General features: G+C 71.4%; 18 protein-coding genes. 7 read left to right on the top strand and 11 right to left on the bottom strand.

All coding sequences use genetic code 11. The features are described from left to right. Positions 1-3 precede the first annotated feature (3 nt). Positions 4-180 (bottom strand): hypothetical protein, encoded by a 177-nt coding sequence (locus OG897_RS27155; RefSeq protein ID WP_266660665.1) that lies wholly within the window; start codon positions 178-180, stop codon positions 4-6. A 77-nt stretch (positions 181-257) separates the two neighbouring features. Beyond that, positions 258-1,502, bottom strand: coding sequence for a serine hydrolase (locus OG897_RS27150; RefSeq protein WP_266660663.1), 1,245 nt, complete (start codon positions 1,500-1,502; stop codon positions 258-260). 462 nt (positions 1,503-1,964) lie between these two features. Here OG897_RS27150 and OG897_RS27145 point away from each other — a divergent pair, with 462 nt between their 5' ends. Then, positions 1,965-2,474, top strand: coding sequence for an MSMEG_1061 family FMN-dependent PPOX-type flavoprotein (locus OG897_RS27145; protein ID WP_266662440.1), 510 nt, complete (start codon positions 1,965-1,967; stop codon positions 2,472-2,474). Positions 2,475-2,605: 131 nt separating this feature from the next. On the opposite strand, the gene OG897_RS27140 is transcribed toward OG897_RS27145, so the two are convergent. The 6 genes from OG897_RS27140 to OG897_RS27115 all read right to left on the bottom strand — a co-directional run bounded on the left by OG897_RS27140 (position 2,606) and on the right by OG897_RS27115 (position 10,150). Then, positions 2,606-3,685 carry a LacI family DNA-binding transcriptional regulator gene (locus OG897_RS27140; RefSeq protein ID WP_266660661.1) on the bottom strand — a complete coding sequence of 360 codons (1,080 nt, stop codon included), beginning with the start codon at positions 3,683-3,685 and terminating at the stop codon, positions 2,606-2,608. A 70-nt stretch (positions 3,686-3,755) separates the two neighbouring features. Then, entirely contained in the window at positions 3,756-5,759 is a 2,004-nt protein-coding gene (locus OG897_RS27135; protein WP_266660659.1) for a glycoside hydrolase family 36 protein, read from the bottom strand. Positions 5,760-5,764: 5 nt separating this feature from the next. Beyond that, positions 5,765-6,697: a carbohydrate ABC transporter permease gene (locus OG897_RS27130; protein WP_266660657.1), complete on the bottom strand. Its 933-nt coding sequence runs from the start codon at positions 6,695-6,697 to the stop codon at positions 5,765-5,767. Further along, complete coding sequence (locus tag OG897_RS27125) at positions 6,694-7,650, bottom strand: carbohydrate ABC transporter permease (protein ID WP_266660655.1); 957 nt, start codon at positions 7,648-7,650, stop codon at positions 6,694-6,696. The genes OG897_RS27130 and OG897_RS27125 overlap by 4 nt, the downstream gene beginning before the upstream one ends. A gap of 2 nt (positions 7,651-7,652) precedes the next feature. Continuing rightward, a complete protein-coding gene (locus tag OG897_RS27120; protein ID WP_266660653.1) occupies positions 7,653-8,984 on the bottom strand; it encodes an ABC transporter substrate-binding protein in 1,332 nt (443 codons plus the stop codon). Further along, entirely contained in the window at positions 8,969-10,150 is a 1,182-nt protein-coding gene (locus tag OG897_RS27115; RefSeq protein WP_266660651.1) for an aminotransferase class V-fold PLP-dependent enzyme, read from the bottom strand. Before OG897_RS27115 ends, OG897_RS27120 begins: the two co-directional genes overlap by 16 nt. 220 nt (positions 10,151-10,370) lie before the next feature. Here OG897_RS27115 and OG897_RS27110 point away from each other — a divergent pair, with 220 nt between their 5' ends. The 4 genes from OG897_RS27110 to OG897_RS27095 all read left to right on the top strand — a co-directional run bounded on the left by OG897_RS27110 (position 10,371) and on the right by OG897_RS27095 (position 15,803). Then, the gene (locus OG897_RS27110; protein ID WP_266660649.1) at positions 10,371-12,314 is read left to right on the top strand and encodes a glycoside hydrolase family 5 protein; all 1,944 of its coding nucleotides are present in this window, start codon (positions 10,371-10,373) and stop codon (positions 12,312-12,314) included. A 680-nt stretch (positions 12,315-12,994) separates the two neighbouring features. Further along, positions 12,995-13,690 (top strand): response regulator transcription factor, encoded by a 696-nt coding sequence (locus tag OG897_RS27105; RefSeq protein ID WP_266660647.1) that lies wholly within the window; start codon positions 12,995-12,997, stop codon positions 13,688-13,690. Further along, positions 13,687-15,210, top strand: a complete 1,524-nt coding sequence (locus OG897_RS27100) for a HAMP domain-containing sensor histidine kinase (RefSeq protein ID WP_266660645.1) — start codon at positions 13,687-13,689, stop codon at positions 15,208-15,210. Before OG897_RS27105 ends, OG897_RS27100 begins: the two co-directional genes overlap by 4 nt. Further along, on the top strand, positions 15,207-15,803 hold the full coding sequence (locus OG897_RS27095; RefSeq protein ID WP_266660643.1) for a hypothetical protein: 597 nt from the start codon (positions 15,207-15,209) through the stop codon (positions 15,801-15,803). The genes OG897_RS27100 and OG897_RS27095 overlap by 4 nt, the downstream gene beginning before the upstream one ends. A 37-nt stretch (positions 15,804-15,840) precedes the next feature. Here the strand turns inward: OG897_RS27095 and OG897_RS27090 are convergent, their stop codons facing one another. Both OG897_RS27090 and OG897_RS27085 read right to left on the bottom strand, forming a co-directional pair. Further along, positions 15,841-16,833: a pirin family protein gene (locus OG897_RS27090; protein WP_266660642.1), complete on the bottom strand. Its 993-nt coding sequence runs from the start codon at positions 16,831-16,833 to the stop codon at positions 15,841-15,843. A gap of 71 nt (positions 16,834-16,904) precedes the next feature. Further along, positions 16,905-17,927: a D-alanyl-D-alanine carboxypeptidase family protein gene (locus OG897_RS27085; RefSeq protein WP_266660640.1), complete on the bottom strand. Its 1,023-nt coding sequence runs from the start codon at positions 17,925-17,927 to the stop codon at positions 16,905-16,907. Positions 17,928-18,108: 181 nt separating this feature from the next. On the opposite strand from OG897_RS27085, the gene OG897_RS27080 reads away from it, so the two are divergent. Both OG897_RS27080 and OG897_RS27075 read left to right on the top strand, forming a co-directional pair. Further along, entirely contained in the window at positions 18,109-19,062 is a 954-nt protein-coding gene (locus OG897_RS27080; protein WP_266660638.1) for a hypothetical protein, read from the top strand. 189 nt (positions 19,063-19,251) lie between these two features. After that, positions 19,252-19,497 (top strand): chaplin, encoded by a 246-nt coding sequence (locus OG897_RS27075; RefSeq protein ID WP_266660636.1) that lies wholly within the window; start codon positions 19,252-19,254, stop codon positions 19,495-19,497. A gap of 137 nt (positions 19,498-19,634) precedes the next feature. Here the strand turns inward: OG897_RS27075 and OG897_RS27070 are convergent, their stop codons facing one another. Beyond that, positions 19,635-20,015 (bottom strand): DUF427 domain-containing protein, encoded by a 381-nt coding sequence (locus OG897_RS27070; protein WP_266660634.1) that lies wholly within the window; start codon positions 20,013-20,015, stop codon positions 19,635-19,637. Between the last annotated feature and the right edge of the window lie 6 nt (positions 20,016-20,021).

Below are 20,021 nucleotides of genomic sequence, written 5' to 3'. Positions count from 1 at the left end.
CGGTCACGGCGAGAAGGTGAATTCGAGCAGGAAGGCCGCGATCAGCGCCCACACGCCGATGCCCACCAGCCAGATCCAGCCGACGAGCAGACCCGTGGCGATCAGCGCCGCGGCGAGGACCAGCAGGACGACGATGACGGGCCTCAAGTGGGACGCCAGCGTCCGGTGGTTGACGTGCATGAGCGCACCGTAGCGGGACTCTCGCGCGCGCGGACCGGACCTGACGGATTCCCTGCGTCACGTCGACCCACCGGACCTCAGTCGTCGAGCGCCTGGTAGAGGGTGGTCCAGAAGTCGTGGATGGCCCGCGCCGAGTCCGGAGTGCTCATCCCGGTCTGGGTGAGCAGGATGCCGACGAGCCCGTTGCGCGGGTCGGCGTACGTACTGGTGCCCGCGCCGCCGTCCCAGCCGAACTGGCCGACGGGCGCGTAGTCGCCCCGATAGGTGCGCACCGCCATCCCGAAGCCCCAGCCGCCGTGCTGCCCCTGACCGTGCGACAGGTGGACGAGGTCGCGGGCCAAGGACTCCCGGGCGGCGAGCTGTGCGGCCGGGAGGCGGTTGGTGGTCATCAGCTCGACGGCGGCCCGGGACAGAATCCGCTCGCCGTGGTGCGTGCCGTGGTTGAGCAGCATCCGGAAGTACGCGTCGTAGTCGTCGGCGGTCGAGTCGAGTCCGCCGCCGCTCGAAGGGAAGGCCGGGGGCTTGCTGTGGTGTCCGCCCTCGGCCGGGTCCTCCACGGTGAACTCGCCGGTCTGCGGGTCGGGGGCGTACAGCGGCGGCAGCCGGTGGATCTTGTCGGCGGGCACGTGGAACCCGGTGTCCTTCATCCCCAGCGGACCGAAGATCCGCTCCCGCAGGAACGACTCGAACGGCTGGCCGGTGACCCGCGCCACGAGTACGCCGAGCACGTCGTCGGAGACGTTGTACAGCCACCGCTCGCCGGGCTGGTGCATCAGCGGAAGCGTGCCCAGGCGGCGCATCCACTCGTCCGGCTCCACGGCCGGAAGCATCCACCCGTTCTCGCCGTAGACCTTCCGCTCGAAGTACGCGGCCATCACCGGGGAGCCCATCGCCGTCGTGTCGAGACCGAGCCCGCAGGTGGAGGTGAGCAGGTCCCGCACGGTGATCGGGCGCCGGGCCGCGACGGTGTCGTCCAGCGGACCGTCGGACCGCTTGAGCACCTGCCGGTCGGCCAGTTCCGGCAGCCACGGGTCCACCAGGTCGTCGAGGCGCAGCCTGCACTCGTCGAGCAGGACCATCGTCGCGGCGACCGCGACCGGCTTGGACGTCGAGGCCATCCGGAAGATAGTGTCCCGGCCCATCGGTGCGCCGCCTTCGTGCCGCATCGTCCCTATCGCCTCGACGTGCGTCTCCCCGCCCCGGCCGACCAGGGCCACGAGACCGGGGATCTTCTTGGACTCCACGTGCCGTTCCAGCACTTCGCGCAGCCTGCGCAGCCCTGATGCGGTGAAGCCGCCCTCGTTGGTGCTCCCTGTGCCCATCACGAAACTCCTTGCGTAGGTGTCCGATGTACGTGGTGCAGGTCGAGCGAACCGAGCTAGTCGGTGACGCTGAGTACTGGTACACCGTAACGCTGACTACCGGTACTTAGCAAGAAGGAATAGCAAGGAAACGCACCCGCGCCGGTTCGCGACAACGGCCGGGCGGCGTGGCGGACGGGCCGCCCCGGCAGGACCCCGGCCGACCGGGCGGAGCACACCCCCAAGTAAGGTGAGCCTTACATCGAATTCGCGCCACACGGCCCGCACGTCCCATCGGCGCCCGTGCGATGTCGACCACCTCACGAACGCACCTCACGAACAGCACCTGCCGAACAGCACCCGTCGAACAGCACCTGTCGAACACCACCTGGGGAACCCTCCGTGCCTGATGCAGCAACGCCCGTCGTCGCCCCCGTCCCGTCCCCCGGCGGCAGCGCCGCGTCGCCGCACGGCTGGCGGGAGTTGCGCTCGGGCGCGGAACTGACCGAGCTGCTCGGCATCCCGCACCCGATCGTCATCGACAAGGTGCACGACGAACTCACCGCCGACGACCTGGGGATACTCGCCCGCTCCCCGTTCTGCGTGCTGTCCACCTCCGACGCGGAAGGCAACTGCGACACCTCGCCCCGGGGCGACGCGTCCGGATTCGTCCACGTCCTGGACGCGCGGACGCTCGTCCTCCCCGACCGGCCGGGAAACCGCCGCAGCGACAGCTTCCGCAACGTCCTCTCCAACCCTCACGTGGGCCTGCTCCACCTGGTGCCGGGCAGCGCCGACGTCCTCCGGGTCAACGGCCGCGCACGCATCCTCACGGACGCGCCGTTCTTCGACGAGCTGACGGTGAAGGGACAGCGCCCGCTGCTCGCGCTCGTCGTGGAGATAGACGAGATATTCCGGCACTGCTCGAACTCGCTGCGCCGGTCGGGCCTGTGGCAGCCGGAGACGTGGGCTCAGGAAGCACCCCGCGACTGAGAGCTCCGCGACTGAGAGCCCCGCACCGGAAGATCTCCCGGCCGAACGACCCCGCCGCCGAACACCCCGCCGCTTCAGCGGGCGACCCGTCGCACTCGGGCGACCCGGCACAACCGGATCGTCGTACTCGACTACGCGGAGCCAGGGGAGCCAGCGGAGTCGATGGAGCGCCCGCGCGCCCCGAAGGCGTCCGGCGTGCTGCCGCGCAGCACGGGTTCCGCGGGGAGCAGGAGGCCGGTGGTCGGGGTCGTGGCGGGGTGTTCCACGGCGCTGATCAGGCGGTCGACGAGGGCGTGGGCGATCGCGGGCAGGGGCAGGCGCACGCTGGTGAGGGTGGGCTGGAGGAAGGTGCACAGCGGGATGTCGTTGAAGCCGGTGACGGCGATGCCGGTGCCGACGGTGTGGCCTGCGGCGCGGACGGCCTGATAGGCGGTCAGTGCGAGCCAGTCGGAGGGACAGACGAGGGCCGTGGGGTGGTCGGGACCGGTCAGCAGGCGCTGTACGGCCAGGGTCAGCGCGACGGGGTCGTCGTCGGGCACCCCGACCTCGAAGGCCCCGTCGGGGGCGTCGGCCGCCGCCTGGAGGAATCCGGCTCTGCGGTCGGCCAGCCAGGGCAGGGAGGCTGCGGAGTTGACGTAGCAGAGGCGGCGGTGGCCCTGGCCGATCAGCCGCCGTACCAGCTCGCCGGTGGCGGCGGTGGAGTCGATGTCCACCCAGTTCTGCGGGCGGCCGGGGGCGGTGCGGCCGAAGGCGGCGAAGGGGAAGCCCGCCTCGGTGAGCACGTCGACGCGGGGGTCGTCGTGGACGACGTCGGAGAGGACGAACCCGTCGACCTGGCGGGCGGCGATCAGACCGTGGAAGGACTTGGCGACCGAGGCGGCGCTCTGCCGGGGGTCGGAGCGGAAGAGCAGGATGCGGTGGCCGACGGCGTCCGCGGCGCTCACCAGGGCCTGGAGGAAGCCGCCCATCAGGGGGTTGGGGTCGGCGGGATTGTCGTCGGGGGCGGGGTAGCCGATGACCTTGCGGGTGCCGGTGCGCAGGCTGCGGGCCGACTGGTCGGGCTGGTACCCGAGTGCGTCGATGGCGGCGGTGACCTTGGCGAGGGTGCTGGGGCGCAGCCGCCCGGGGGCGTTGAGGGCGTTGGAGACGGTCTGGCGGGAGACTCCGGCGGCGCGCGCGACGTCCTCGATGGTCACCTGTCGAGCGGTCATCGTTCCTCTGGCTGGTCGGGGGGGGCGGGCGGGTCCGGGGGTGGCGGGTGGCCGCCCCCGGACCCGTACGTCACCGCTCGCGGGTCAGGGTGAGCAGGCCGCCGGTCGGTACGGTCACCGGGTTCGGGCCTGCGAGAAGGTCGAGCACGGTTTCGGACAGGATGTCACCTCGGCAGTCCCGGACGAGGGCCAGGACCCGTTCGGGCCCGGTGGCGGTCAGCAGGACCACGGGGTCGGGGTCCGCGTTGGCGACGAGGACGGTACGGGGGCCTGGCCGTTCGGGGAGTGCGACGGGCAGCGGGGCGTAACGGGCGACCACGGTGGCACGGGCGTCGTGGGCGCGGACCTGGGGGTAGCCGAGTTCGGGCCGGGAGGGCTCCAGGGACCCGAGTTGCAGTACGTCGACGTGGGTGCGGAAGACGCGGGTCCAGAACCGTACGACCGCCAGTTGGTCCGGGCTCTGCGCGGCGAGGTCGATGGAGATCTGCGGCACCGAGAACAGGGCGTTGATCAGGTGGACGGCGACGTTCTCCGGCGTCTCCGCCGGGTGCCACATGATCATGTCGGCGTGGACGGCGAGCGGTCCCGAGGTGAGGCGGCAGTCGACGGTGCGCTGGCGGTTCTCGGCGGGGCTGAGCGGGCAGTCGGTGGCGCGGATCATGGCGGCGTACGGCCACAGGCCCGGGCTGACGTACGGCTGGCGCAGCTCGACGATCACGTCGGGGCAGGTACGGCGCAGCCGGGCGTCGAGGTCGGCGAGGAGCTGACGCACCCCTTCGTGAACGGCGGTGTGGTCGGCGCCCGTCGGGGCGGGCGGCGGGTCCTTGACGGCGAACCGGTCGATGAAGTCGAGCTTCAGGCCGTCCACGCCCCACTGCTCGACCGCCTTCGAGATCTTCTCGATCAGGTGGCCGCGGACCGCGGGGTGGCGCGGGTCGAGCACGGCCGCGTCGACCTCGGGTTCCTCGCGCAGGAGCATGCCCTTGAAGCGGTCCCAGGCGTCGTCGTGCCGACCGATGTACGGCACCGCGTACCAGAGGAGTTCGGCGAGTCCCAGCCGGTGCACCTCGGCGACGTGGGCGGCGGGGTCGGGGAACGCCTCCGGGTTGGCGTCCCAGTCGCCGCAGTGGCCGTAGCCTCGGGTGCGGTCGGCGGTCTGCCAGCCGTCGTCGACGATGATGCTCGCGCAGCCGAGGTCCGCGGCGAGGGCGGCCTGGCGTTCGACGGCGGCGGCGTCGACGTGCTGGTGCAGGCTGTACCAGGTGGAGTAGGCGGGCAGCCGGGCGGCGGGTGCGACCCCGGGGTGCCGCAGTCCCTCGCCCCACCAGGCGGCGACGTCCTGGACGGTGGCCGCGAAGTGACGCCCCGTCAGATCGATACGGAGCCTCAACGGCCTCCCGTACGAGTCCAGTTGCTGTTCCGCGGTGAACGCGAACTCACCACTCTCCTCCACCACCCCACCACCGACCCGCACGGGCGCGGAGGTCTCCCCCAGCGCGGCGGTGCACAGCGCTCGGTCGCCCGCGCCGACCAGGCTGGCGACGGGAGCGCCGAGGGCGAGGGAGACCGTGCGGGGCAGGGTCCAGGACGGCGGCAGCCAGCAGGGGGCACTGGTGTCGGGAGTCCAGTAGGCGGTGGCTCCCACACAGGGGACCCGCCATTCGGCGTGCACGGTGAGGGAGGTGGCGGGTGCGGTCGGCGCCTCGGCCGCGACCGTGACCTCGATCAGGACCGCGCCTTCGCCGTCGGGGGTGACGGTGGTCTCCAACTGCTCGCGAGTACCGCCCGAAAGGCGCAGGTGTACGACGAGGGGGTCGCCGGTGGAGTGGAACAGGCCGGTGTGCAGCGGCAGTTGACCACCGGGATCCCCGGCGCCCGACGCACCCCCGTCCGGCAGGCCCGGCCGCCAGGCCGGAACGGGCCATGGCGTGACGCCCTCGGGCTCGACGCCGTCCGAGGCGGCCGGGGGCGGTGCGGCGGACCGTGATTCAGCGGACTCTGATCCGGGGGACTCTGGTCCGAGGGACCCTGGTCCGGGGGACCCTGGTCCGGGGGACTCTGATTCAGCGGGCACGGGTCTCACTCCTTCGTGGCCCCGGCCAGCAGGCCGGAGATGAACTGGCGTTGCAGGAAGAGGAAGAGGACCATCACGGGGATGGCGGCGATGGCGCTGGCCAGCAGCACATGCGCGTAGTTCGTGGTGGACAGCCCGTTCAGGGTGGCCATGGCCACCGGCAGTGTGTACATCTCCGGGCTGCGCAGCGCGATCAGCGGCCAGACGAACTGGTTCCACGCACCGAGGAACACGAACAGCGCGAGCGCCGCGATGACCGGCCGGTTGACCGGGACGACGATCCGCCACAGCACGCGTAGTTCGCCCGCGCCGTCGACGCGTGCCGCGTCCAGGAGTTCGTCGGGCATCGAGCGCAGCGCCTGGCGCATCAGGAAGATGCCGAACGGAGTGACCAGGCCGGGCAGTACGACGGACTGGTAGGAGTCGATCAGGCCGATGTCCATCATCATCTGGAAGATCGGGATCAGCATCACCGTGTCGGGAATGACCAGGGTGCTGAGCAGGAGCACGAAGAGCAGATTGCGCCCCCGGAACTCGAACTTGGCGAAGGCGTAACCCGCCAGCACCGAGACGACGACCGCACCGAAAGTCTGGACACCCGCCACCAGCACGCTGTTGAACAGCACCCGGGTGAGGCCGATGGACTCCTCAAGTCCCCGCAGGTTCTCCATCAGGTGACCGCCGGGCAGCAGCTTGGGCGGCCAGGAGAAGATGTCCTTGTCGTCCTGGGTCGCGGCGATCGCGAGCCAGTAGAACGGACCGACGCAGAGCCCGAAGGCGCCCGCGAGCATCAGCGTGAGCAGAGGGCTCCGGCGCTTCCTGACGGACCTGATCACATAGGGAGTGGCCACGTCAGGCGTGGTCGCGTCGGGTTTCGTCACGCCAGGCGTGCCCGTGCCGGTCTGGGTCGCGGAAGTCGTCGTGCGCAGCGGTTTCATCGGCGTTCCCCGATCAGACGGACCTGGAGGATGCCGAGTACGGACACGATCAGCGCGAGCGCGTAGGCGAGGGCCGACGCGTAGCCGAAGTCGAAGAACTTGAAGCCGTTGTTGTAGAGGTACATGGTGACCGTCAGGGTGGCGTTGTCGGGGCCGCCGCCGGTGAGGACGTACGGCTCGTCGAAGAGCTGGAGGGTGCCGATGGTGGAGAGCACCACGGTGAGCAGCAGGATCGGGCGCAGCTGGGGCAGCGTGATGGAGACGAAGCGGCGGATCGGGCCCGCGCCGTCGACCTTCGCGGCTTCGTACAGTTCGGTGGGGACTCCCTGGAGTCCGGCCAGGTACATCACCGCGTTGTAGCCGGTGTAGTGCCAGGTCAGGACGAGGACGATGGCGACGCGGGCCCAGGAGGGGCTGCCCAGCCAGTCCACCCGGTCGACGCCGAACAGGGACAGCAGCCAGTTCAGCAGCCCCGCGTCGTGGTTGAGGATCACCGAGAACATCACGCCTGCGGCGACCAGCCCGGTCAGCGAGGGCATGAAGACCCCCAGCCGCCACAGCGGGCGCAGCCAGACCTTGGAGGAGTCGAGGCCCAGGGCGATGAGCAGCGCGAGGCCGAGCATCAGCGGCACCTGGACGACCAGGATCAGCGCGGTGTTCTCCAGGGCGGTCCAGAACAGCGGATCTTCCAGCAGGCGACGGTAGTTGGCGAGCCCCGCGAATTGGCGCCCGGCACCGTTGCCCGTGGTGAGACTGATCCAGAACGAGGCGACGATCGGGTACGCCTTGAAGAGCGCGAAGCCCAGCACGGCGGGCATGATCAGCAGATACGGGACGGAGCGCCGGGTCAGCACCCGGCGACGGCCCGGACGGGCCCGGCCGGTGGGCGGGGGTTTCCGGCGACCCGCCGGCGCGGTGGCGGCGGGGACGCGTTCGGTCGGTGCGAGGGACATGCTCAGACCGCCTGCTGCCGACCGGTCTGCTGGGCGAGCTGCGCGGCGGCGGCCTTGAGGGCGGTGGCCGGGTCGGCGCCCTTCAGCAGCACCTGGCTCTGGGCGTCGGTGGCGAGTTTGAGTGCGCGGGAGTAGTCGCCGGTGAAGTTGGTGGCCCCGGAATTCCCGCGGACCGATTCGACGAAGGACCCCAGTACCTTCTGGCCGCCGTAGAAGGGGTGCGGGGCGCTGAACTTCGGATCGGCGTACGCCCCGGTGAGGGCGGGGAAGACACCGCCGGAGGCGAACATCTTGTTGATCTCGGCGGGCTTGGTGAGGGCGTACTCGACGAACCGCCAGGCCGCCTTGCGGCGTTGGCTGGAGGAGGCGACGGCCAGATAGGTGGAGTTGACGAGGGCGCTGCGCCCGCCGCCGGGGACGGCAGCGGGCGGCTGCATCACCCGCCACTTGCCCTTCTGCGCGGGGAACTTGGTGGCCAGGTACTCGACGGCCCAGGCGGGGTTCGGGTTGGTGGCGATCTTGCCCTGGCCGAGCAGGCGCTTCTCGGTACCCTCGCCCGCGAGGTCGGCGATCAGCCCTGCGTCGTTGAGACGCTTGATGAGGGTGAGGGCCTGGACGGCGGCCGGGGAAGCGAGGGTGATCCTGCCGTCGCCGTCGAAGTAGAAGGCGCCCTGGAGCTGCATCAGGTTCTGGAAGAAGTCCATGTCCTGGGTGGCGCCCGGCTTGTCGATGCCGAGGAGATAGGCACCGCTGGCGGAGCGGATCTTCGGTCCGGCGGCGATCAGGTCGTCCCAGTTCTGGATGGATTCGGGGTCGACGCGGGCCTTGTCGAAGTAGTCCTTCCGGTAGAACAGCCCCAGCGGATTGACCTCCCAGGGCAGGGCGTGGGCGGCCTTGTCCTTGCCGATGACGGACGGCCACAGGCCCTTCACGAAAGCGTCCTTGTGCTTGTCGGCGCCGAGCGCGGACAGGTCGGCGAGGCCCTCCGGGAACTTCTCCAGGTAGCCGGGCAGGTAGTCGACGCCTATGTGCAGTACGTCGGCGAGGCCCTTGCCGCCGGAGGCGAGACCGACCGTGATCTTGTCCCAGATGGCCGGTTCGCCGACGTCCTGGACGTCGACCTTGATGCCGGGGTTGTCCCGCTCGAAGTCGGGAACGACGCCGCGCAGCGCCTCGGCGGCAGTGGTCCAGCTCCAGACGGTGATCGTGCCGGTGTCGCCGTCACCACCCGCCGCGCTGCCCGCGCCGTTGTCGCCGCAGGCGGTCAGGCCGAACCCGGCGGCGGACGCGGTGGCGAGCTGAAGCAGTCGGCGACGGCTCAGGGAGTGGGACATGTCGGCTCCTGGTGAAGGTGGGTGGTGGGGTCGGGGTGCGGGGTGCGGCCGGTGACCGCGACGGGCGCGGACGTGCCGTGGGAGAGGGTGCGGAGCACTTCGGTCAGTAAGTCCGCGGCGGTGCTCGGCGTGCAGACGTGCGGGGACAGCCGGATCCACTCGTCGCGGCGGGTGGTGACCACCCCTGCCGTTTCGAGGGCCCGGTGGACGCTGACGGGGTCGTGCCCCGGCAGTCGGAAGGAGGCGATTCCTCCGCGCTCGTACGGGTCGAGGCCGTCGAGGAGTACGTCGCCGCCGACCCGCCGCACCCGGTCGAGCAGCTCGGCGAGGGTGGCGCGGATACGGGCCCCGGCGGCGGCCGGGCCGCCCTGTTCGGCCAGGTCGTCGAGGGCCGCACCGAGTGCTGCGGCGGCCGTGAGGTCGGGGTTGGTGGCGAGGTGGGCGGCTGCCCCGGGGAGCGGCGGCGCCGGATGCCGGTCCGCGAAGGGCTCCGTCACACCTGCCCAGCCACCGAGCCCGGTGCCCAGCTGCCCTTCGCACCGGTCGCGGATCATCAGCAGGGCCGCGCCCCAGCCCGCCCGCAGCCACTTCTGGCCACCGCTGACGAGGACGTCGACGGCGTCCGACTCCAGCGGTACGGCACCCAGGCCCTGGATGGCGTCGACGATCAACAGCCGGTCGGGGCCGAGGACTTCCTTGAGTGCGGCGAGCGGTGCCAGGTGTCCGGTGAGCGAGTCGACGGCGCTGACGGTGACGGCGGTCACCTCGGGAGTGAGGTGGCCGCGCAGCAGGTCGGGGGTGAGGTGGCGGCCGTCGGCCGAGGCGATGAGGCGCACGGCGGGGCCGCCGCGCCCGGCGAAGCGCAGCCACGGGTAGAGGTTGGCGGGGAACTCGGCACGCGGCACCAGCAGGGTGCCGGGACCCCGGAGGGCCGCGGCCACCGCGAACAGGCCGTTGCTGGTGGACGGGACGAGGGCGATCTCGTGCGGACGGGCGTCGAGCAGTCGCGCCGCCGATACCCGGGCCGCGTCGCCGAGCGCGAACAGCCGGTCGAGGTCGGCGGGTTCGAGCCGGGTGGCGAGAGCGGTCGCGGCGGTGCGTGCGGCGGCTGCGGGAGGCGAGAGCGGGCCGACCCTGGCGTGATCGAGGTAGCCGGCTCCCGGCACAGCCGGGTTTGGCGAATGGATTTGATCGTTCAAATTTCTTCCCAAGCGATAGTGCACAATGGGTACTTGCTGATTTGAAGGTTCACATTAGGGAGGCGTTCACCCTCCGGCAAGAGTTTCGGCACACCCAGACCGCACGTCCCGCACCACGCACCACGCACCACGCACCACGCACCACGCACCACGCAGGCACCACTCCCCCCACCCACAAGGAGCCCCCGTGGCATCCCGTATCTCTCTCCTCCTCCCACGACGCGCGACCGCAGTCCTCGCCGCCTCGTCCGCGCTCCTCCTCGGCCTCCTCGCCCCGACCACCACCGCTGTGGCGGACGGCGGTACGACGCGGCCCCCCGCCCTCACCGGCGCGCAGCTCGCCGCCTCGTGGACCGCCCCGCTGTCGACCCGGGACCGGTACGTCGTCGACGCCGAAGGCGACCGGTTCAAGCTCAAGTCCGGCAACTGGGCCGGAGCGCAGGGCACTTGGCAGGGCAGCGGGGACGTCGGCGACGTCAACAACCACCAGGCCAAGCAGATGTCGCACAACATCCCGCTCGGCCTGGACCGCACGCCGATGGCCCAGATCCTGGCCGACTTCCACGCCCTGGGCCTGAACAGCATCCGACTGCCGTTCGCCAACGCGATGATCCGCGACACCAGCACCGTCCCGGACTCGGCCGTCACCGCCAACCCGCAGCTGAAGGGCAAGACGCCGCTCCAGGTGCTCGACGCCGTCGTCGCGGCCCTGACCACCGAGGGCTTCGCCGTCATCCTCAACAACCACACCACCAGCTACCGCTTCTGCTGCGGCCTGGACGGCAACGAGCGCTGGAACAGCGGCCAGTCGACCCAGCAGTGGGTCGACGACTGGGTGTTCCTGGCAAAGCGCTACCGGGCCGACAAGCGGGTCGTCGGAGCCGACCTGCGCAACGAGGTCCGCCGCGACACCTGGAACGACGCCAACTGGGGCTGGGGCAACGACCACGACCTCCACAAAGCCCTGGACGCTGCCGGGAACAAGATCCTCCAGGCCAACCCGGACCTGCTCGTCATCATGGAGGGCATCAACTGGCAGGGCATACCCACCGATGTGACCCCCCACAGCCGTCCGAAGCTCACCCCGGTCGCCACCCTGTCCAACACGCTGATCCGCTCCGACAAGCTCGTCTACGCGGCCCACTTCTACGGCTACACCGGCCCCAACCACACCGGCGCCACCGGCACGGGCGAAACGCACGACCCGCGCTACGAGGAGTTCACCCCCGCCCAGCTGGCCCAAGTCGTCGACGACCAGGCCCTGTTCGTCACCACGTCCGGCCAGCACTTCACCGCACCCGTGTGGATCAGCGAGTTCGGTGCCGGAGGCCGAGGGGAAGTCGACGCCCCGGAACGCGCCTGGTTCGCCCGCTTCACCGACATCCTGGTGAAGAACGACACCGACTTCGCCATCTGGCCCCTGGTCGGCTGGACCGACGCGAGCGGCACGCCGCAGGACACCTGGGCCATGGTCAACTACAGCGCGAACGGCACCCGGCTCGGCGTCATGGACGCCGGTGACTGGCGCGCCACCGACTGGAACAAGCTCGTCAACGCCCCCGGCCGCACCGGTCGGATCGCCCCGGCCCCGCGCTGGAACATGCTCAACCTGGACCACGCGGACCACAACGTCTCCGCCACCATGCTCGCCCGGCCGGACTGGTCCCCGGGCAACCGCAAGGGCAACTGCCCGGACAGCCAGCGCCTGACCGGACTCGCCCGGAGCAGCGGCCGGAGCCTGTGCACCGACGCAGGACAGCCCGCGAAGGCGGACGGCCCCTGGACCGTCGTCGCCGACGAGCGGTACGTGACCGGCGACTGGGCGAGCGGCTACAACAAGCTCCAGTGCCCCGACCGCAGCTTCGCCGTCGGCTACAGCATGAGCGGCAACGCCATGGTGTCCCTCCTGTGCGCACCCGCCACCGCCGCCCTCCCCACCACCGGCCGCGCCCTCTGGTTCGACCGGGGCGACAACCGGCCCACGACCGGCGGCTCGACCGCCAGCGACTGGGCTTCCGGCCGCTACAAGGGCCAGTGCAACGACAACGAGTACCTCGCGGGCGTCGCCTTCACCTGGAAGTGGAACCACGGCGGCGTCCCCGACGCGCTGCTGTGCCGCCCGCTCGCCTGACCACCTGACCGCCTCAGCGCCCGATTCACTCCGGCCGGGCCGAACGACCGACTGACACCGACTGACCTCGGCCGGTCGGCCCGGGCACGCGCACCCACCCGTTGAACGCCACGACAGGACGAGCTGGCCGACAGTTCACGTGGGCCAGTTCTTCCCCGACGAGCCCGGGCTGGCCGTCCCGTACGACATCGCACTCGACGGCATCGGGCCGAGCCCTACGGCTCGATGCCGTCGAGACGGGTGATGTCGACGGTTGCCGCCCCGGGAACGGCGCGATGTGGCGTCTCCCGGCAGCGGCGGGCCGCCCGGCACGGCGTGCGTGCCGGGCGACGGGCGAGGGCGGTGCGGTCTGCGGGGGCATGGTCGTGGCGCTTCTCTCGGGACGGGCCCTGCCCGTCAAGGGGCGCTTGCCGAACCACTGGGCGAAGGCGGCCGAGGGAACGACCGATCACACCGGGCGAACGCCCCGGTCACTCCGCACCGGCGTCTCCGCACCGGCCTCTGCTCACGGGCCGCTACCAGGCGTACGCCCGACCGGGCCTGTTCTCGCGGTCGGGCGCTGGGCCGTCATCGTTTCATCACGGTACGGAGAACAGCACGTCATACGCTTCGAGCACCCTGGCGCCGACACCCCGCTGTACCCCTCCTTCATGCCCAGCCCGGAGAAGAGCGCACCCCCCATGGCACGAGTCCTGCTCATCGAAGACGACCCCGCCGTCCAGAAGGGCGTCACCCTCGCCCTCAGACGCCGGGGCCACGACACCGAGGTCGCGGGCAGCGGCGAAACCGGACTCCTGGCCCTGGACCGCTACCGGCCCGACCTCGTCCTGCTCGACCTGATGCTGCCGCAGATGAGCGGCCTGGAGGTCTGCCGCCGCATCCGGGAGAGCCGACAGGTGCCGATCATCATCCTCTCCGCCCGAGGCGACGAACTCGACATGGTCGTCGGTCTGGAGGCGGGCGCGGACGACTACATCGTCAAACCGGCGAGCGGGGAGATCCTGGAGGCCCGGATGAAGGCGGTCCTGCGCCGCGTCGCCCCGGCCCAGGAGAGCGACCGGCCCGTGGCGGGGGCGGAGGACTTCGCGGCCCTCACGATCGACCGCACCTCCCTGGTGGTCGCCAAGAACGGCACCGAACTCGCCCTCGCCCCCTCCGAACTGAAACTGCTGCTCTTCCTGAGCGCCGCCCCCGGCCAGGTCTACAGCCGCCAGCAACTCCTGGAGCAAGTCTGGGAGCACTCGTTCTACGGCGACGTGCGCCTCGTCGACGCCTGCGTGATGAGGCTGCGCGCCAAGATCGAGGACGACCCCCGTGCCCCGGGGTACATCCAGACCGTCCGAGGTTTCGGCTACCGCTTCGGACCCCTCGGGTGAGCTCCCCGCCACCGCCCCGCACCCGGACCGCCCCCCGGAAGCGTTCACGGCTGCGGCTTCCGCACGGTCTGCGGGCCCGTCTCGTGGGTGCCTTCCTGCTGGCCACCGCCTTCGGCGCGCTCCTCACCGCCGGGCTCACCTTCCAGCAGGCCCGCTCGGCGATCCTGCAACGCACCCAGGGCTCCGCCGTCGCCGACCTGCGCGGTCAGCTCGACTCGCTGGCTCCCGGCCTCGCCTTCCCCCCGACCACGAAGGACCTGCGCGATCTCGCCCTGCAACTCGACCAGGTCGGCGGCCACCGGTCGTGGCGCGCGGCCGTCTCCTACCAGGACGCGCCGCTCGTCTCGGCCGCCCCGGGCCCGGCCGTGCCCGCCCCCCTGCGGAGCGAGGTGACGCGCGAGGGCGCGGCGGCGTACCAGCGCGTCGAGCACGACGGCCGGCCCTGGCTGGCCCTCGGCATGCCCGTCCTCTACGCACAGGACACCGCCCGTACCACCGGGGCCTCCCCCGCCGCCGGCCGCCCGGGGCCGTCCGGCCTCACCGTGTACGTGTCCTTCCCCCTCGACGACGACCGGGCCGACATCGCCGCCCTGGTCACCGCCGCCCAGGCCGGAGCGGCCCCCGCACTCGCCCTCGCCCTGGTGCCCGCGCTGTACGCCGCAGGTCGGATCCTGCGCCCGGTGCGGCGGCTGCGCGGCGGCGCGGAACGCCTCGCCGCCGGTGAACTCGGCACCCGCCTCCCTGCCCACGGCAGCGACGAACTCGCCTCCCTCACCCGCTCCTTCAACACCATGGCCGAGACCCTGGAGCGGGACGACGCCGAGCTGCGCCGGATGGAAGCGGGCGCACGCCGCTTCGCCTCCGACGTCGCCCATGAACTGCGCACGCCTCTCGCCGCGATGGCCGCCGTCACCGAGGTCCTGGACGAGGACGCCGCATCGGGCGTCCTGCCGGAGGACACCGCCGACGCCGTCCGGCTCATCAGCGAGGAGACCCGTACCCTCGCCCGGATGGTCGAGGACCTCATGGAGGTCTCGCGCTTCGACGCCAAGGCGGCCCCGCTCCACCTGGAGGACGTGGACCTGCGCACGCTGGTGACCAAGACCCTCCAGTTGCGGGGCTGGGCCGAGGACTCCCGCGTGCGGACCGACCTCAAGGGTGCGCTTCCCGTACGCGTGGACCCCCGCCGCATCGACGTCATCCTGGGCAACCTGATCGGCAACGCCCTGCGCCACGGCCGCCCACCGGTCACCCTCACCGCGCGGCCGCACGCGGGGAGCACCGTGATCACCGTCACCGACCACGGATCCGGCATCCCCGCCGACGTACTCCCGCACGTCTTCGAACGCTTCTACAAGGCCGACGCCGCGCGCACCCGCTCCGCGGGCAGCGGTCTCGGCCTCGCCATCGCCCGGGAGAACGCCCTGCTGCACCACGCCACCCTCGTCGCGGGCAACACCGCCCGGGGCGGGGCCGTCTTCACCCTCACTCTGCCCCCTGCCCCCGAGGAGCAGCCATGAACAGCCGAAGCCCCCGGCCCACCGCCGCAGCCCCCGGCCGCAGGACCCCCGGCAGGCTGGGTGCGGGGGTGGGCGCGGGGTGCCTGCTCGCCGTCGTGCTCACGGGGTGCGGCATCAGCGCCACCCCGCCGGTCGCCGCCGGGGCCCCCGCCTCGGGCATTCCGCAGCCGGGCACCGAAGCGCGCTCCGTACGCCTGTACTTCTCCGGGCCGAACGGCATCCGGGCCGTGACCCGCCCCACCGACCGGCCGCTCAGCCCGCAGCACGCCCTGGACCTCCTGCTCGAAGGCCCCACGCCCGCCGAACGCCAGCGCGGCCTCGTCACCCGGATTCCCCCCATGGGCGGCCAGCTCACCGCCACCGCAGGGACCGGGTCGGTGGACGTCTTCGTGCCCGTCTCCGTCAGCACCGGCGACCTCGACATCAACGCCGTCAGCCAGATCGCCTGCACCGCCGCCCACGCCCAGGTCCCCGGCGCGAAGGGCCCCACACAGATCGACATCCGCATCCACGAGAGCCTGGTGCGGTCGCCCACTCCCTGGACGGTGCGGTGCGGGCCGAACAACAACGCCGTGCCGGTCAGCACCAACTGACAGGAACTCGCGCCCCCACCAGGCCGTCGCCGCGGACTCAGCGCGCGTTCCCCCGAGGTTTCAGCGGTACGTTCGGCAGTTCCGGCGCGGGCAGCGGAGCGCCGTCGTAGCCCTTGACCTCGCCGAACCGGTCACCCGTCGCCCAGTCGGCGCGGGCCCGGGCGATGTCCTCCGTGGTACGGCCCACGAAGTTCCACCACATGATGATCTGCTCGCCGAACGGCGTGCCGCCCAGCAGGATCGTGCGGGCGGTGTCGTCCGATGCGTTGGTCAGGGTCAGGGTGGGGGTTCCCGGGGGCAGGTGGCCGAGTTCGGAGCGGGCGAGGAGGGTGCCGCAGAAGGTGACCGGGCCCTGGTCGACGAGGAGGCCGTGTTCGAAGGCGGGGTCCAGGGGGAGAGTGAGGGTGCTGTGGGCGGGGAGGAGGATCTCGGCGCCGAGGAGAGGGGTGAAGGTCGGGACGGGGGAGATGGATCCTGCCAACGAGCCGAGGAACACGCGGATTTCGGCTCCGTCGACGTGGACCGGGGCCGGGGCGTAGTGGTGGAAGTCGGGGGGCGTGTCGCGGTGGGACTCCGGGAGGGCGACCCAGAGCTGGACGCCGTGCAGGGTGGTGGTGTCCGGGGTGGAGACCTCGGAGTGGCTGATGCCCCGGCCGCCCGTCATGAGGTTCAGTTCGCCGGGGCGTACGAAGGCGTGCGTGCCGAGGCTGTCGCGGTGTTCGATCTCGCCGGTGAAGAGCCAGGAGACGGTCGAGAGGCCGGTGTGGGGGTGGGGTGCCACGTCCATGCCGCCGGACGTGGCCACGTCGTCGGGGCCGTAGTGGTCGGCGAAGCACCAGGCGCCGATCAGGGAGCGGGCGCGCTGCGGGAGCGTACGACGTACCGTCATGGCCCTCGGGCCGCCGAGCGGGACGTCCCGAGGGGTGAGGACGTCGACCTTGGGGGCTGCGGGCTTGGGGGCCGCGGGACCCTCGCCGTCGGACCCGGTCTCGCACAGGATCGCTGCGGGGTCCTTCTCGGCGTTGCTCATGACGTGCCCCTCGTGGGTGGTTCCGCTTTCAACAGTGGGTTCGATGGTACGGGGGCCGTCCCGGTGGTCGGCTAGTCGGTGGGCTGGTTGAGGGTGCCGAGGGGTTTGACGTGGCCGGCCGCCCTGAAGCCCCAGTCGAGGAGGGCGCGGGCCTCGCGGTAGACCGTCAGGCCGTTGCCCTGCTGGGGGTTGAGGACGGTGACGATCAGTGTGCGGTCGCCGCGTTTGGCGGCGGCGATCAGGGTGTTGCCCGCATTGCTGGTGTAGCCGTTCTTGATGCCCGCGATGCCCCGGTAGCGGCCGATGCCGTTGGCCCCGGTGAGCAGGCGGTTGGTGTTCTGGATGGGGTAGGAGGAGAGGTGGCTGCCGTCGGAGCGGGTCCGGTCGGGGAAGCGGGCGTTCGCGGTGGCGGCGAACTGGGCGAACTGCTTGTTCTTCAGCCCGGCACGGCCGAAGAGTGCCAGGTCGTACGCCGTCGAGTACTGGCCGGGGGCGTCGTAGCCGTCGGCCGAGACGACCCGCGTGTCGCGGGCGCCCAGGGCGCGCGCCGTGGACTGCATCTGGGTGACGGTCGACTTCCAGCCGCCGTTCATGGCGGCCAGTACGTGTACGGCGTCGTTGCCGGAGCGCAGGAAGGTGCCGCGCCACAGGTCCGCCGCCCGGTAGGTGCGGCCCGCCTTCACTCCCACCACGCTGCTGCCCTCGCCGACACCCGCCAGGTCCTTCTTGCTGACCTTGCGCAGCGCCGTGCCGGGCACGCGGGGCAGGGCGGTCAGCGCGAAGAGGGTCTTGAGGGTGCTGGCCGGGGGCAGCTTCGCGTGCGGGTTGTGCGCGGCCAGCACCTGGCCGGTACGGGCGTCCGCGACGATCCAGGCACGCGCGGACACCTTCTTGGCGAGGGCGGCCCGGGAGGGGACGGCCGCCGCGAGCCCGGGACTGCCGGAGCCGGGACTGCCGGAGGCCGGGGCCGCTGCTGCCCGCGTCGTCAGTAACCCGGACTGCGCGGGCAGCAGGAGCAGCAACGCGACACCACCGATGACGGCGCGGCTGACGACTCGACAGGAGACGGCCGAGGCCGATGAAGTGACGGTCATTCAGTCACGGTAGGGAACACCAGTGGCACTGAACGACCTGTATTACGCCACCTGGGCGACAGGGCCGAAAGCCGACAAAACACGGCGGCGGGGCCTCCCGTTGTGCGGACGGGAACTCACCGAGGGGTCCGGCTCCGCCCACGGTGCGGGCACCGTCTACCGTGCGGGAGGAGCCCCCACTATGCGCGCACGAGGTCTCAACTACGACACCGGTTTCCTGCCGGGCGCGGAGCTGTCCCGCCCGGTCTTCACCGTCGACGCGGTCCGGCGCGACATGACCGTGCTCGCGGGTGAGCTGCACTGCGATGCCGTACGGATCTCGGGCCGCGAGCCCGAGCGGCTGAGCACCGCCGCCCGGCTCGCCGCCGAGGCCGGGCTTGAGGTCTGGTTCGCCCCCTTCCCCGTCGACCTGCCCGCCGACGACCTGCTCCCCTTCTTCGCCGACTGCGCCCGCCGGGCCGAGGAGGTGCGGAAGACGGGCGCGGAGGTGGTGTTCGTCGCCGGGTGCGAGCTGAGCGCGTTCGGCGAGGGCTTCCTGCCGGGCGGCAGTTACGGCGAACGGCTCCGGAGCATGGCCGAGGCCGACATGGAGTGGTGGATGTCGCTGGGGCCCGTGCAGGAGCGGCTCAACGAGTTCCTGAGCCGGGTCGCCGCCACGGTGCGTGCGCACTTCGGGGGGCGGATCACGTACGCGTCCGGGCCCTGGGAGTCCGTCGACTGGGCCCCCTTCGACGTGGTAGGCGTCGACGCCTACCGGGCTTCGTACAACGCGGAGAACTTCCGCGCCGAGGTGCGCGCCCATCACGCGCACGGCAAACCGGTGGCCGTCACGGAGTTCGGCACCTGCGCCTACCGGGGTGCGGCCGACCGGGGCGGCATGGCCTGGCAGGTCCCGGCCGACGCCGTGCCCGACGAGGGTGAACAGGCCCGGTACTTCGGCGAGTTGTCCGACGTCTTCGAGGAGGAGGGGATCGACACCGCCCTCTGGTTCACGTTCGCGAGCTATGCGAGGACCGGCGCGGACGCCCTCGGCTCGTACGGCGTGGTACGTGTCCTGCGCGAGGACGACGACGGCGAGTGGGAACCGAGGGAGGTCTTCCGGACGATGGCGGCCAGGTACGACAAGAACGACTGACCAGGGCCCCTACTGACGCACCGTCACCCGACCCTGCTTCGGCGCCGCTCGTGACGGACGATCTCGAAAGCGGTGCGGAGCGGGGGCGGAAAGTGCGTGTCCTCACGTGCGTGTCCTCAGGGGACTTCGCGCGTTCTTCCCTGTGTGCTGCGGCTGGCTGGCCGCAGAAGTAACCAGGAGGAACCCCCCATGAACAAGCTCAACAAGGCCGTTGCCGTCACCATGGTCGCCGGTGGGATGATCGCCGCCGGTGCGGGCGCCGCCGCCGCGCACAGCGGCTCCGACGCCAACGGCAAGGCCACCAACTCCCCCGGCGTCGTCTCCGGCAACCTGGTCCAGGCACCGATCCACGTCCCGGTGAACGCCACGGGCAACACCGTCAACGTCATCGGCGCGCTGAACCCGGCCTTCGGCAACGAGTCGTCCAACAGCTGACCAAGTGTGGCATAGCTAGCACGTCTCACACTTCGGACACGTCTGGCACAGCTGACACAGAGGGCCTCCCGAATCCACCGGGAGGCCCTCTGTTCGTCTGTTGTTCGTCTGTGACGGAGGTCGGCAGGTCGCTTGGGTCAGCCGGTCACGACCTCCGTCTCGTAGAAGCACAAGTGGCCCTTGATCTGGGCGACTTCGGGCTTCGGGTCCTGGTAGGCCCACACCAGGTCCGCCGCTCCCGGCACCGACCAGTACGACGCGTCGCCCTTGAAGGGGCAGTGGGTCGAGGTGTCGGAGGGGGTGAGGAGTTCGGTGCGTACGTCGTCGGGCGGGAGGTAGTAGCGGACGGGCAGGCCCGTTTCGTGCAGGAGGAGCGGGCGGCGGCTCTCCGCGAGGGTCTGTCCGTCCCGTACGACACGGACGTGCGTCGTGCCCTGCTCGACGGTGATGCGGTGACCTTGAGGCCGCCGGCCCTGCGATCCCTGGCCCTGGGGCCCCTTGCCGTGAGGTGTCGTCATACCTGT

This window comes from Streptomyces sp. NBC_00237, assembly GCF_026342435.1.
Classification (GTDB): domain Bacteria; phylum Actinomycetota; class Actinomycetes; order Streptomycetales; family Streptomycetaceae; genus Streptomyces.
Note: the sequence above shows the minus strand (reverse complement) of the source record. Positions and strands in the feature narration are given on the sequence as shown.

Excerpts from the sequence above, each read along its gene's own strand:
- OG897_RS27155 (WP_266660665.1), bottom strand. The coding sequence starts at position 180 with ATGCACGTCAACCACCGGACGCTGGCGTCCCACTTGAGGCCCGTCATC.
- OG897_RS27150 (WP_266660663.1), bottom strand. The coding sequence starts at position 1,502 with ATGGGCACAGGGAGCACCAACGAGGGCGGCTTCACCGCATCAGGGCTG.
- OG897_RS27140 (WP_266660661.1), bottom strand. The coding sequence starts at position 3,685 with ATGACCGCTCGACAGGTGACCATCGAGGACGTCGCGCGCGCCGCCGGA.
- OG897_RS27130 (WP_266660657.1), bottom strand. The coding sequence starts at position 6,697 with ATGAAACCGCTGCGCACGACGACTTCCGCGACCCAGACCGGCACGGGC.
- OG897_RS27125 (WP_266660655.1), bottom strand. The coding sequence starts at position 7,650 with ATGTCCCTCGCACCGACCGAACGCGTCCCCGCCGCCACCGCGCCGGCG.
- OG897_RS27120 (WP_266660653.1), bottom strand. The coding sequence starts at position 8,984 with ATGTCCCACTCCCTGAGCCGTCGCCGACTGCTTCAGCTCGCCACCGCG.
- OG897_RS27105 (WP_266660647.1), top strand. The coding sequence starts at position 12,995 with ATGGCACGAGTCCTGCTCATCGAAGACGACCCCGCCGTCCAGAAGGGC.
- OG897_RS27095 (WP_266660643.1), top strand. The coding sequence starts at position 15,207 with ATGAACAGCCGAAGCCCCCGGCCCACCGCCGCAGCCCCCGGCCGCAGG.
- OG897_RS27090 (WP_266660642.1), bottom strand. The coding sequence starts at position 16,833 with ATGAGCAACGCCGAGAAGGACCCCGCAGCGATCCTGTGCGAGACCGGG.
- OG897_RS27085 (WP_266660640.1), bottom strand. The coding sequence starts at position 17,927 with ATGACCGTCACTTCATCGGCCTCGGCCGTCTCCTGTCGAGTCGTCAGC.
- OG897_RS27080 (WP_266660638.1), top strand. The coding sequence starts at position 18,109 with ATGCGCGCACGAGGTCTCAACTACGACACCGGTTTCCTGCCGGGCGCG.
- OG897_RS27075 (WP_266660636.1), top strand. The coding sequence starts at position 19,252 with ATGAACAAGCTCAACAAGGCCGTTGCCGTCACCATGGTCGCCGGTGGG.
- OG897_RS27070 (WP_266660634.1), bottom strand. The coding sequence starts at position 20,015 with ATGACGACACCTCACGGCAAGGGGCCCCAGGGCCAGGGATCGCAGGGC.